Source organism: Mesorhizobium sp. M0047 (assembly GCF_040323315.1).
GTDB lineage: Bacteria > Pseudomonadota > Alphaproteobacteria > Rhizobiales > Rhizobiaceae > Mesorhizobium.
The window spans coordinates 20257-33490 of sequence record NZ_JAMYUW010000037.1 but is presented as its reverse complement, the minus strand read 5'-3'; the positions used below and the strand labels follow the sequence as shown (position 1 = coordinate 33490).

The following is a 13234-nucleotide window of genomic DNA, read 5'->3' as shown; positions in this document are numbered from 1 at the left end:
ATGAAGTCCTATTCGATCGCCCTGATCCCCGGTGACGGCATCGGCAGCGATGTGACCGCCGCCGCCTGGACGGTGCTGGAGACCGCAGCCAAACGCGCGGGCTTTGCCTTGACCGGAACCGAATTCCCGTGGTCCTGCAAATTCTTCAAGGAAACCGGCCGTATGATGCCCGAGGACGGCATCGAGACCTTGCGCGGCTTCGACGCCATTCTTCTCGGCGCCGTCGGCTGGCCGGCGGAGGTGCCGGATTCCGTTTCGCTGCACGGTCTCCTGCTGCCGATTCGCAAGGCGTTCGTGCAATATGCAAACATCCGGCCGCACCGCCTGCTGCCGGGCGTGACCGGCCCGCTGCGCACTGAAAACTTCGACATATTGTGCATCCGCGAGAACACCGAAGGCGAATATTCCGGTGCCGGCGGGCGCGTGCATCAAGGCACGCCGGACGAGGTCGCCGTGGAGACCTCGATCTTCACCCGCGCCGGCGTCGAGCGCATCCTGCGCTTCGGCTTCGAGCAGGCGCGGTCGCGTCGGGGCAAGGTGGCCTCGGTCACGAAGTCCAACGCGCAGAAATACTCGATGGTGTTCTGGGACGAGATCACGCGAAAGGTGGCTGCGGACTATCCTGATGTCGAAGTCACCAGCTATCATGTCGATGCGCTCGCAGCGCGCATGATCATGGCGCCGGAGAGCCTCGACGTGGTCGTCGCCTCCAACCTCTTCGGCGACATCCTGACCGATATCGGCGCGGCGATCCAGGGCGGGCTCGGCTACGCCGCCTCGGCCAACATCAATCCCGGCCGCTCGGCGCCGTCCATGTTCGAGCCGGTACACGGCTCGGCGCCCGACATCGCCCATCTCGGCATCGCCAATCCGATAGCCGCCATCTGGTCCGGCGCCATGATGCTCGATCATCTCGGTGAAAAGACTGCGGCCGACCGCGTTGTGAAAGCGGTCGAAGCCGCAACCGCCAGGGGCATAGGCACCATCCCCGGCAAGGACCGGACGGAGGCCATTACGGCCGCCATCGTCGCTTCCCTCACCTGATTGCAAGGTCGTTTTTCGATGAAAAACCTGAAGGACAAAAGTCTCTTCCGCGAAGCCGGCCTGATTGGCGGCCAGTGGGTCGCAGCCGGCTCCGGCAGGACGGTCGACGTCATCGATCCGGCGGCCCAGGCGGCGATCGGCACGGTGCCCGACATGGCCGGTCCGGACGCCCGCGCGGCCATAGAGGCCGCGGCTTCCGCCTATCGCGATTGGAGAAAGAAAACCAACGCCGAGCGCGCAGTCCTCCTGGAGGCCTGGCATGGGCTGATGCTGGCGCACCTGGACGATCTGGCGTTGATCCTGACGACTGAACAGGGCAAGCCGCTGGACGAGGCCAGGGGCGAGATCCGTTACGGCGCTTCTTTCGTCAAATGGTTCGCGGAGGAGGCGCGCCGCATCAATGGCCACACAATCCCCTCGCCCACGTCCGACCGCCGCATCATCGTCCTGAAGGAACCGGTAGGCGTTTGCGGTATCATCACACCATGGAACTTTCCCAATGCGATGATCACCCGCAAGGTCGCGCCGGCGCTGGCCGCCGGCTGCACGGTGGTCATCAAGCCGTCAGAGTTCACGCCCTATTCGGCGCTGGCGCTCGGCGTGCTTGCCGAGCGCGCCGGCATCCCCGCCGGTGTCATCAACATCGTCACCGGCATGCCCACAGAGATCGGCAACGAGATCATGGCGAACGAGGCCGTGCGCAAGATCTCCTTCACCGGCTCGACGCGTGTCGGTTCGCTGCTGATGCGCGGTGCGGCCGATAGCGTGAAGCGGCTCAGCCTCGAACTCGGCGGCAACGCGCCCTTCATCGTCTTCGACGACGCCGACCTCGATCTCGCCATCGAGGGCGCGCTGGTCTCCAAGTTCCGCAATGGCGGCCAGACCTGCGTCTGCGCCAATCGCATCCTCGTCCAGGCCGGTGTCTATGAAGCCTTCGCCGAGAGGCTTTCCGCCCGCGTCAACGCCATGACGGTGGGACCGGGCACGCAGCCCGGCGTCGCTATCGGGCCGATGATCAACATGGCGGCGGTCGAGAAGATCAACCGCCATGTCGAGGACGCGCTCGCCAAAGGTGCTGCGATCATCACCGCGAGGCCGGCGTTGCCCGACGGCCCTCAGTATGTCGCGCCGCTGGTGCTGACCGGCGCCACAAAAGAGATGCAGCTTGCCGGTGAGGAAACGTTCGGCCCGGTCGCGCCACTTTTCCGCTTCGAGACGGAAGAGGAAGCGATCACGCTGGCCAACGGAACGCCCTACGGGCTTGCTTCCTACTTCTACACCGAAAACCTCAAACGCGCCTGGCGCGTCGGCGAGGCGCTGGAGTTCGGCATGGTGGGGCTCAACACCGGCTCCGTGTCGATGGAAGTGGCCCCCTTCGGCGGCGTCAAGCAGTCCGGCCTCGGGCGTGAAGGGGCGCAGGCCGGCATCGAGGAATATCTCGAGATGAAGAGCTTCCACATCGGTGGGCTGGGCTGAGGCAATTTGGCTGAAGCCCCGGATCGACGATCACTGAATCCGGTCGAGCATTTTGTAGTAGAGGCCGACCATCGGCAGGAACCAGGGCTTGCCGGAATAGCCGGGAATGGACAGCCACTCGAGCCCCTTCAGCGGATTGCGGTCCTCGCGGCCGAGCATGGCATCGGCCATGATCATGCCAAGATGCGTGGACAGCTGCGCGCCGTGGCCGGAATAGCCCATCGCGTACCAGACGCCGTCATGGTAACCGGCCCGCGGAAAGCGGTCCTTGGTCATGTCGACCAGCCCACCCCAGCAATAGTCGATCTCGACCTTGGCGAGCTGCGGAAAGATCGCCGCGAGGCCTGCCCGCAAGATCTGTCCGCTCCTGGCATCGGAGCGCTGGTCCGATGTCGCAGAGAAGCGTGCGCGGCCGCCGAAGATCAGGCGCTTGTCAGGCGAGAGCCGGAAGTAGTTGCCGATGTTCATCGAGGTCACGCATGTCCTGTTGCCCGGCATCGTCGCGGCGATCTCGGCGTCGCTCAGCGGGCGCGTGGCGATGATGAAGCTGCCAACGGAGATGATCCTGCGGCGGAAATAATCGAAATTGGGTGTGGTGTAGGCGCCGGTCGCCACCAGCACATTGTCGGCGCTGATCTGGCCTCGGGAAGTGGTCAGCTCATGCCGCTTGCCAGCCTGCTTGCGGTCGGTCACCGCCGCATTCTCGTGGATGGCGGCGCCGTGGCGGGCGGCTGCAGTGGCAAGACCCGCCACATAGCGGCCCATATGCATCATGGCGCTCTTCTTCGACAGCATCGCGCCGTGGAAGGGCGAAGCGATCTCGGACTTGAGATCAGCCGCCGACAGCAGCGCCGTATCCGGATCCACCTCGGCATGGAGGGCTTCGAAGTTGCGGGCGATCGCATCAAAATGCTGCGGCTTGGAGGCGAGCTTCAGCTTGCCGGCGCGGCGGAAATTGCAATCGATGCCTTCCTCCGCGACCAGCGCCTCTATGGTGTCGACGGAATCGTCCAGTGCCCGGTAAAGCGCGATTGCGCGATCCTTGCCGAGTTCCGCCTTGGCGGAGAGGTAGCTGTGGGCGAGGCCGTTGTTGAGGTGCCCGCCGTTGCGCCCGGATGCGCCCCAGCCCACCCGCTCCGCCTCCAGCACGATCACCTTCGCGCCGGCCTTTGCCAGTCGGTGTGCGGCGGCAAGGCCGGTGAAGCCGCCGCCGATGATGGCGGCATCGTAGTGTCCCTCGACCGGGCCTTGCGCCCCGCCGGAAAAGACTGGGGCGGTGTCGTGCCAGTAGGAGACGAACTTCATTGGCAATCCGCCTGTTTCAGAGACCGACCACGCCTGCAAGACCCGAAATGTCCGATATCTCGACATAGCCATAGTACGGGTTGGCCGGTTCGTGGCCACGGTTGACCCATACCTTGTTTTTGATGCCGAGATCATGTGCCGACATCAGGTCGTAGCGGAACGAAGACGAGCAGTGAAGAACATCCTGCGGGCCGCAGCCCAGCCTGTCGAACATGTATTCGAAGGCCTTGAAACGGGGCTTGTAGGCCTGCGCTTGCTCAGCCGTGTAGACGGCATGGAACGGCGCACCGAGCTTATCGACATTGGACATGATCTGCGCATCCATCGCATTGGACAGGATGACCAGCGGAATCTCCCTGGCGACCTTCGCCAGGCCGGCCGGAACGTCGGCGTGAGGCCCCCAGGTCGGGACGCGCTCGTAGACCATCCTCGCGTCGTCGGCGTTGAAGGCAACACCGTTGCGCTTGCAGGTGCGCTCGAGCGCGTTGTGGATGACGTCGGCATACGGCTTCCAGTCGCCCATGATCTCGTCAAGCCGATAGGCCGAGAAGTTCTTGATGAACTCCTGCATGCGCGGTTCGTCGAGGCGGCTGCCGTAGAGGTCGCGCGCCGCTTCCGCCATCTGAAAAAAGGTCAACGTGCCATAGCAATCGAAGGTAATGTATTTGGGCCTGAAGGAAGCCATGTTCGTCGATCTCCGGTGGAAATACATCCGTGCAGGGATGTATTTCATCATAGGACGGCAGCCGGCGATCCACCTGACCGAAATCGCCCTCACGAAAGCAGAAAGTTCCGTATCCGCCATCTGGTTTGGCACGCTGTAGCATCTGGCTTGCCGATCGCGGCGCCGCGATCGGCGTGAAGCGCCTCCGCCGCGGACTGCGCCAGCACAAGATGCGGCACACCCCTCGCGCTACGGCGAAAGATACCGCCGAAGCCAGAGCCTTCAGATGATCTGAGGCGCGCCGATGGCCGAGACTTGGGCACTAGACGGAAGGATGCCTCATGCAGCAGGGCGACATCGAACTCCAGGCCTTCGGGCCCGACCATATCGAGGGAGCCGTAATGCTTTCTCGCCAGGAGAATTGGCCGCATCGCGCGCAGGATTGGCAGATGGCGCTGCAGCTCTCGAACGGTGCGGTCGCGCTTGACCATCAGGGCCGCGTCACCGGAACCATCCTGGTAACGCCCTACGGCACGGATTGCGCCATGATCAACATGGTGATCGTCGACAGGAATGTGCGGGGCAAGGGGGTCGGGCGCCGGCTCATGGAACAGGCCTTCGCCCTTGCCGAGGACCGCCCGCTACGGCTCGTCGCGACAGCGGACGGCATGCCTCTCTATGAAAAGCTCGGCTTCGTGCCGTCCGGTACGATCCGGCAACATCAGGGCAGCGTTGCCAGGCTTGGCGCGCCCGATGGCGTGGAAGCCGCAGGCATCGCCGATCTCCCGGAAATCAAGGCGCTGGACCGCGACGCCTACGGCGCCGACCGTGAAGCTTTGATCGATGCGCTGGCCGAGCGCGGGCAATTCGCCGTCATCCGCCGCGATGGCGCCATCGAGGCCTATGCCGCGATCCGCCCGTTCGGACGCGGCGAGGTGATCGGTCCGGTCATCGCGGGAAGCGCGGAGGCCGCCAAAGACCTGATCGGCTTCTTCGCCACGTCGCGTCTCGGCGCCTTCCTGCGCGTGGATACCGGCAGCGGGACCGGCATAGCCGGCTGGCTCGAGGAAATCGGCCTCGCCCATGTCGGCGGCGGCGTGGCCATGGACCGTCCGCCGAAGAATGACGTGGAACACGCCAGGCCAAAAGTTTACGCCCTCGCCAACCAGGCGCTAGGCTAGCCGGAGAACAACAATGCTCGCCAATTCCCTGATCGAACTCGATCGCGCTCATCTCATCCATCCGGTCTCTTCATACCGTGGTCATAAGGCGCTTGGCGTACGTGTGCTGAAATCAGCGAAGGGAGCGACCGTGACCGATGCCTCCGGCCGGCAGCTTCTCGACGGCTTCGCGGGGCTGTGGTGCGTCAATGCCGGCTACGGCCACGACAGCATCGTCGAGGCGGCGGCCAGGCAGATGCGCGAGCTTCCCTACGCCACCGCCTATTTCGACCTCGGTTCGGAGCCGGCCATTCGGCTCGCCTCGGAGCTGGCCGAGCGCGCGCCAGGCGACCTCAATCACGTCTTTTTCACGCTTGGCGGGTCGGACGCGGTCGACAGCACGATCCGTTTCGTCCGCTACTACTGGAATGCCAGGGGCGAGCCGCAACGCGACCAGTTCATTTCCATCGAGCAGGGTTATCACGGGTCGTCGGTGGTTGGCGCGGGCCTGACCGCCCTGCCTACCTTTCACGCCGGTTTTGGCATTCCCTTCGAATGGCAGCACAAGGTCCCCTCCCCCTATCCCTATCGCAACCCGGTGGGTGACAACGGGAGCGCGATCATCGCCGCATCGCTCGGCGCGCTGAAGGCGAAGATCGAGGCGATCGGTCCTGAGCGGGTTGCCGCCTTCTACGCCGAGCCGATCCAAGGTTCGGGCGGAGTAATCGTCCCGCCGAAAGGCTGGATCAAGGCGATGCGCGAGCTCTGCCGCGAGTATGGCATCCTGTTTATCGCCGACGAGGTCATCACTGGGTTCGGCCGCACCGGACCCCTGTTCGCCTGCACGGACGAAGAGATCATTCCCGACTTCATGACGACCGCGAAGGGGTTGACCTCGGGTTATGTTCCGATGGGCGCGGTATTCATGTCCGATCATGTCTATGACGTCATCGCCGATGCCGCGGGCAGCGCGACGGTCGGACATGGCTACACCTATTCCGCCCATCCCGTCAGCGCCGCAGTCGCACTCGAAGTCTTGAAACTCTACGAAGACGGCCTTCTGGAGAATGGTATCAAGGCCGGCGCCCGCCTGATGGCTGGACTGGCAAGCCTGAGCGACCATCCGTTGGTCGGCGAGGTACGCGGCCGCGGCATGCTTGCCGCGATCGAACTGGTGGTCGACAAACAGAAGAAGACACCGCTTCCGGCGTCGGCCATGCCGGCGCGGCGCATCTTCGACAGGGCCTGGGACAACGGCCTCATCATCCGTGCCTTTGCGCATGGGGTTCTCGGCTATGCACCGCCGCTCTGCTGCACCGACAGCGACATCGATGCGATCATCGAGCGCACGCGCCGGACCCTCGACCAGACGCTGGCCGATCCCGATGTCCGCCACGTGATGGCATGAAGGCGGCGAAATATGTCGTGTCTCGAAATATCGCCGGGGCAGACGATTTCGCAATTTTGTGCCGCCTCCTCACGCCTTTTCGGCGAATCCAGCGCGGGGGAAGTGCCAGACTGCTCATAAGACAAGGCCAGAAGGCCCGAATTTCAGAGCCTTCGAAAAAGACCGACGCCCCGGACAGCACGGAATTATGTTCTGTTCAACACATGCAATTCGGCCGCGCGCAGAGGAGAGCCAGGTTTGGCCAGGGACTTTAGCGAGTTCAAATACATGACCTTCGATGTCGTCGGCACGCTGATCGACTTCGAAGGCGGTATAACAACCTGCCTAGCCGCGATTGCCGCCGAAGCCGGCGTTTCCATCGATGGCGAAGCCGCACTGGCCTTGTATCGGCAGGCCCGCTACATGCCTGGTGCCGGGCTATTCCCCGACGATCTCGCACGTGTGTACATGCTCATTGCGCGGCGGCTCGGCCTGCCCGCCGAGGAAAAATATGGCGTACGGCTGCGGGATTCCGCCAGCATTTGGACAGGTTTCCCAGACAGCGCCGCAGCATTGGCGGACCTTGCGAAATCGCACAGATTGATCGCCATGACCAACGCCCGGCGCTGGGCGCTAGATCATTTTGAGAAACAACTGGGATCGCCCTTCTTCGCCACCTTCACGGCCGACGATACGGGCACGGAGAAACCAGACCCAGCATTTTTCCGGAAGGTCTTCGATTTCGTGGCCTCCAGGGGCGACAGCAAGGATGACATCCTGCATGTCGCGCAAAGCCAATATCACGATATCGGCATATCTCGCGCGCTTGGCTTGACCAATTGCTGGATCGAGCGTCGGCATGCCCAGAAGGGCTATGGCGGCACGATCGAGCCAGAGCGCTTCACCGTGCCCGACTACCACTTCACCTTGATGGCCGCGTTGGCGGCGGCCGTGCGGGAAAGCCTGAAGGAACGAAGCTGAGCCCAACCCCGGAAAAGCCGCAGCAAGACGAGCGAACCGGAAAAACAAACAGAAAGGGGAATGATATGACCGATAAGATCACGAACTGGACCGGTGCAGACGATGCCATGGTCGAAAACGCCATTCGGCGGGGCGCGAGCCGCCGCGAACTCCTCAAGATGTTGCTGGCCGGTGGAGCCGCGATTGCCGCGGGTAGCCTGGTGCTCGGCCGCGCCACGAATGCCGTCGCCGCCACGCCGGCTTCCGGCGGCAGTTTCAAGGCCGCCGGCTGGTCGTCCTCGACCGCCGACACGCTCGATCCGGCGAAGGCATCGCTCTCTACCGACTATGTCCGCTGCTGCTCGCTCTACAACCGCCTTACTTTCCTCGACAAGGACGGCGTCACGCAGATGGAACTGGCTGAAAGCTTCGACAGCAAGGACGCCAAGACCTGGACCGTGAAGCTGCGCAAGGGCGTCACCTTCCACGACGGCAAGGACCTCACTGCACAAGACGTTATCTACTCGCTGAAGCGCCATCTCGACAAATCGGTTGGCTCCAAGGTCGCCAAGATCGCCGCGCAGATGACTGGCTTCAAGGCGGTCGACAAATCGACCGTCGAAATCGCGCTTGCCGACCCGAATGCCGACCTCCCGACGATCCTGGCGCTGCATCACTTCATGATCGTCCAGGATGGCACCACCGACTTCTCCAAGGGCAACGGCACCGGCGCCTTCGTGCTGCAAACGTTCGAACCGGGCGTGCGGTCGGTCGTCACCAAGAACAAGAATTACTGGAAGTCGGGCAAGCCCTATCTCGACTCGTTCGAATTCATCGCCATCAGCGACGACAGCGCCCGCGTCAACGCTCTGCTTTCCGGTGACATCAACTTCGCCGCCTCGATCAATCCGCGCGCGATGAAGCTCATCGGCGGCCAGCAGGGCTTCGAATTGTCGAAGACGACCTCGGGCAACTACACGGACCTCAACATTCGGCTCGACATGGATCCGGGCAATAAGGCCGACTTCGTGGCCGGCATGAAATACCTCGTCAACCGCGAGCAGATCGTCAAATCGGCATTGCGCGGCCTTGGCGAAGTCGGCAACGACCAGCCCGTCTCGCCGGCGAACATCTTCCACAATGCCGACCTCAAGCCGAAGGCTTTCGACCCGGACAAGGCCAAGTTCCACTTCAAGAAGTCGGGCCTGCTCGGCCAGTCCATCCCAGTGGTCGCCTCCGATGCCGCGACCTCGTCCATCGACATGGCGACGATCATCCAGGCCGCCGGCGCGGACATCGGCATGAAGCTGGACGTCCAGCGCGTACCGTCCGACGGCTATTGGGACAATTATTGGCTCAAGGCGCCGATCCATTTCGGCAACATCAATCCACGCCCGACGCCGGACATTCTGTTCTCGCTCCTCTACGCCTCCAACGCGCCTTGGAACGAAAGCCAGTACAAGTCCGAGAAGTTCGACAAGCTGATGATCGAGGCGCGCGGCTCGCTCGACCAGGCCAAGCGCAAGGAAATCTACGGCCAGATGCAGACCATGGTCTCCGAGGAGGCCGGCACCATCATCCCGGCCTACATTTCCAACGTCGATGCCCTCTCCAGCAAGGTGAAGGGTTTGGAGGCGAACCCGCTCGGTGGCATGATGGGCTACGCAATGGCGGAATATCTCTGGCTTGAAGCCTGAGACGCGCCAGCCGGGGACCGGCCAACTGGTCCCCGGCACCACTTGCGCAACATGGCTTGGCCGAACGCAACCGCAGGAGCGCTTCCATGACATCTGGGGTTTTCAACCTCGTGCTGAAGCGGCTGGCAATCGCGGTCGTTACACTTCTGATCGTTCTGTTCGCCGTTTTTTTCGCCACCAGCATGCTGCCCGGTGACACCGCGTCGATCCTGCTTGGCCAGGCGGCTACCCCCGAGGCGGTTGCCGGCTTGCGCGAGGCCATGCATCTAAACGATCCGGCAATCCTGCGCTTCCTGCGCTGGCTTCTCGGCCTGTTGCACGGCGATCTCGGCACCTCCTACGCCAATGAAATGCCTGTCGCGGCGCTGATCGGCGGGCGCTTCGTCAACACCATGGAGCTTGCCGGCATCACCACGCTGCTCTCGGTACCGCTGGCGCTGACGCTGGGGATCACCTCTGCCATGTTGCGCGGTTCCCTCTACGACCGCACCGTCACTGTCCTTTCGATCGGCGTCATCTCCGTGCCGGAATTCATGGTCGCGACCCTCGCGGTCCTGCTTTTCGCCGTTTATCTCAAATGGCTGCCGGCGCTGTCCTCGGTCAACGAGGCGCATTCGCTGACCGACCTCGCACGCATCTATGCGATGCCGGTGATCACGCTGACCTTCGTCATCTCCGCTCAGATGATCCGCATGACCCGCGCCGCCGTGCTCGAAACGCTCTCCACCCCCTATGTCGAGATGGCGCTTCTCAAAGGCGCCTCGCGCAGCCGCATGGTGCTCAAGCACGCGCTTCCCAATGCACTCGGGCCGATCGTCAACGCGGTTGCGCTATCACTGTCTTATCTGGTCGGCGGCGTCATCATCGTGGAGACGATCTTCAACTATCCCGGCATCGCCAAGCTTATGGTCGATGCGGTCGCGACCCGCGACCTGCCGCTGATCCAGAGCTGCGCGACGATCTTCTGCCTCGGCTACCTCTTGCTCATCACGGTTGCCGACATCATCGCCATCATGTCCAACCCGAGGCTGAGGTGACGATGGCGCGCGCGGCAGCTTCCCGACGGTCCTTCCTAGGCCATAGCTACAATCTCGTGGGCGTCGTGGCCTCGCTGGTCATCGTGGCGTGGACACTGATCGCCATCTTCGCGCCTTCCATCACTCCCCATTCAATCGGCGACATCGTCGACGACGATTATTTCGGCCCGATGCGTCAGGGCCTGTGGCTCGGCTCAGACTATCTGGGACGCGACATGCTCTCGCGGGTGCTGATGGGCGCGCGCTACACCGTCGGCATATCGCTCGCCGCCGTCGTCATCGCCTGCTTCTCGGGCGTGGTACTGGGGATGATCGCGGCCGTCACCGGCGGATGGTTCGACAGCTGTCTCAGCCGCTTCCTCGACGCGATGAACTCCATCCCCAGCAAGCTGTTTGGCCTTGTGGTCGTCGCCGCGGTCGGCTCGTCGATCCCGGCGCTGATCATGACGCTCGCCGTCATCTATATCCCCGGCGCCTACCGTTTCGCGCGGGCGCTCGCCGTCAACATCAACACCATGGACTTCATGACTGTCGCTCGCGTCCGTGGCGAAAGCACCTTCTATCTCATCGGATCCGAAATCCTGCCCAACATCATCCGCCCGGTGCTGGCCGACTTCGGCCTGCGTTTCGTCTTCATCGTGCTCTTGCTCTCCGGCCTGTCCTTCCTCGGCCTCGGCCTGCAGCCGCCGCTCGCTGACTGGGGCGCGCTGGTGCGCGAGAACATCGGCGGCCTGCCCTTCGCGGCGCCCGCCGTCATCGTTCCGTCGCTGGCGATCGCCAGCCTCACCATCAGCGTCAACCTGCTGATCGACAACCTGCCGCAGAAGATCAGGGACAGGGACGCATGACCAATCTCGTCGAGGTCAGGAACTTGCAGATCGAGGCGACGACCGATGCCGGACGCGTCGTCGAAATCATCAAGGGCGTCAGCCTCGACATCGCCGATGGCGAAATCGTCGCCCTGATCGGCGAGAGCGGCTCCGGCAAGACGACGGTGGCGCTTTCGCTCATGGGCTATGCGCGACCTGGCTGCCGCATCACTGGCGGCGACATCAATGTCAACGGCAAGAACTTGGCGGCACTTTCCGAAAAGGAACGCGCCAGGTTGCGCGGCACCGTCATTGCCTACGTTCCGCAAAGTGCCGCGGCTTCCTTCAACCCCTCGTCCACCATTATGGAGCAGGTGATCGAGGTTACGCGCATCCACGGACTGATGTCCCCCGAGCAGGCGCGAAAGCGCGCGGTTAAACTGTTCAGGGCCTTGTCGCTGCCGGATCCGGACGGAATCGGCGCGCGTTATCCGCACCAGGTTTCGGGCGGGCAATTGCAGCGGCTGTCTGCGGCCATGGCGCTCATCGGCGATCCCAAGCTGATGATCTTCGACGAGCCGACGACGGCTCTCGATGTGACGACACAGATCGACGTGCTAAAGGCCTTCAAGTCGGTCATGCGGGCGGGCGGGATAGCGGGTGTCTACGTTTCGCACGACCTCGCTGTCGTCGCCCAGATCGCCGACCGCATTGTTGTGCTCAAGGGTGGCGAGGTGCAGGAGACCGGCACCACGGCTCAGATTCTTACGGCTGCCCAGCATCCCTATACGCGCGAACTGTTGGCTGCCTTCGAACCGAAGCCGCGGCAAGCGCATGCGGACGCGGAAGCCGCCGTGAAGCCGTTGCTACGCATCGACAATGTGACGGCAGGTTATGGCGCGGTGCGCGATGACGGACTGCCGCTCATCCGCGCTGTCGATTCCGTCAGCCTGGTTGTCGAGAAGGGACGCAACCTTGGCATCATCGGCGAATCCGGCTGCGGAAAATCGACGCTCGCGCGCGTCATCGCCGGCATCCATCCGGCGGCGGCCGGCGACATCGTTTTCGACGGCAAGCAACTGGAGCGCGCCTCCGGGAAACGCAGCCAGGACCAGTTGCGCGAGATGCAGATCGTGTTCCAGTATGCCGATACCGCGCTCAATCCGGCCAAGGCTGTGGAGGACATCATCTCCCGGCCGCTGGCCTTCTATCACCGGCTGGACAGGCAGGCGCGCTCGAAGCGCGTCGATGAACTTCTCGACATGGTCCGCCTGCCCAGGACGCTACGCTACCGTCGCCCGTCGGAGCTCTCGGGCGGCCAGAAGCAGCGCGTGAACTTCGCGCGCGCCCTGGCGGCCGGACCCAAGCTCATCATCTGCGACGAGATCACCTCGGCGCTCGACACCGTGGTGGCGGCCGCCGTAATCGAACTGCTCAAGGAGTTGCAGCGCGAGTTGGGCCTTTCCTACATTTTCATCAGCCACGACCTCTCGGTCGTCGAAGCGATCTGCGACGAAATCATGGTTATGTACAATGGCGAACGGGTGGAGCAGATCACGCCCGACAAGCTGAAGGCGCCCACCCACCCCTATTCCAAGCTTTTGTTCTCCTCCGTGCCTAAGCTCGATCCGACGTGGCTCGACGGCCTCGTCCGCGACCCCGAGTTGGTCAGCCAGTACGGCCATCGCTGACGAA

The 13234-nt window shown here is 63.2% G+C and carries 12 protein-coding genes; 10 read left to right on the top strand and 2 right to left on the bottom strand.

Going from position 1 to position 13234, the window contains the following annotated elements; all coding sequences use genetic code 11:
* Positions 1-1044, top strand: coding sequence for a tartrate dehydrogenase (locus NKJ89_RS27115; protein WP_352607113.1), 1044 nt, complete (start codon positions 1-3; stop codon positions 1042-1044).
* Between the two features lie 18 nt (positions 1045-1062).
* Positions 1063-2520: an NAD-dependent succinate-semialdehyde dehydrogenase gene (locus NKJ89_RS27110; RefSeq protein WP_352607111.1), complete on the top strand. Its 1458-nt coding sequence runs from the start codon at positions 1063-1065 to the stop codon at positions 2518-2520.
* A 30-nt stretch (positions 2521-2550) separates the two neighbouring features.
* Here NKJ89_RS27110 and NKJ89_RS27105 read toward each other — a convergent pair whose 3' ends face one another.
* Complete coding sequence (locus tag NKJ89_RS27105; protein ID WP_352607109.1) at positions 2551-3825, bottom strand: NAD(P)/FAD-dependent oxidoreductase; 1275 nt, start codon at positions 3823-3825, stop codon at positions 2551-2553.
* 16 nt (positions 3826-3841) lie between these two features.
* On the bottom strand, positions 3842-4510 hold the full coding sequence (locus tag NKJ89_RS27100) for a haloacid dehalogenase type II (RefSeq protein ID WP_352607107.1): 669 nt from the start codon (positions 4508-4510) through the stop codon (positions 3842-3844).
* On the opposite strand from NKJ89_RS27100, the gene NKJ89_RS27095 reads away from it, so the two are divergent.
* The 8 genes from NKJ89_RS27095 to NKJ89_RS27060 all read left to right on the top strand — a co-directional run bounded on the left by NKJ89_RS27095 (position 4509) and on the right by NKJ89_RS27060 (position 13230).
* The gene (locus tag NKJ89_RS27095) at positions 4509-4649 is read left to right on the top strand and encodes a hypothetical protein (RefSeq protein ID WP_352607105.1); all 141 of its coding nucleotides are present in this window, start codon (positions 4509-4511) and stop codon (positions 4647-4649) included. The genes NKJ89_RS27100 and NKJ89_RS27095 overlap by 2 nt on opposite strands.
* Positions 4650-4830: 181 nt before the next feature.
* A complete protein-coding gene (locus NKJ89_RS27090) occupies positions 4831-5670 on the top strand; it encodes a GNAT family N-acetyltransferase (RefSeq protein ID WP_352607103.1) in 840 nt (279 codons plus the stop codon).
* A gap of 13 nt (positions 5671-5683) precedes the next feature.
* A complete protein-coding gene (locus NKJ89_RS27085; protein WP_352607101.1) occupies positions 5684-7057 on the top strand; it encodes an aspartate aminotransferase family protein in 1374 nt (457 codons plus the stop codon).
* Positions 7058-7324: 267 nt separating this feature from the next.
* A complete protein-coding gene (locus NKJ89_RS27080) occupies positions 7325-8017 on the top strand; it encodes an HAD-IA family hydrolase (protein WP_502898136.1) in 693 nt (230 codons plus the stop codon).
* A gap of 65 nt (positions 8018-8082) precedes the next feature.
* A complete protein-coding gene (locus tag NKJ89_RS27075) occupies positions 8083-9693 on the top strand; it encodes an ABC transporter substrate-binding protein (RefSeq protein ID WP_352607098.1) in 1611 nt (536 codons plus the stop codon).
* 86 nt (positions 9694-9779) lie between these two features.
* Entirely contained in the window at positions 9780-10730 is a 951-nt protein-coding gene (locus NKJ89_RS27070) for an ABC transporter permease (RefSeq protein WP_352607096.1), read from the top strand.
* A gap of 2 nt (positions 10731-10732) precedes the next feature.
* On the top strand, positions 10733-11578 hold the full coding sequence (locus NKJ89_RS27065) for an ABC transporter permease (protein ID WP_352607094.1): 846 nt from the start codon (positions 10733-10735) through the stop codon (positions 11576-11578).
* Complete coding sequence (locus tag NKJ89_RS27060; protein WP_352607092.1) at positions 11575-13230, top strand: ABC transporter ATP-binding protein; 1656 nt, start codon at positions 11575-11577, stop codon at positions 13228-13230. The genes NKJ89_RS27065 and NKJ89_RS27060 overlap by 4 nt, the downstream gene beginning before the upstream one ends.
* The last annotated feature ends 4 nt before the right edge of the window (positions 13231-13234 follow it).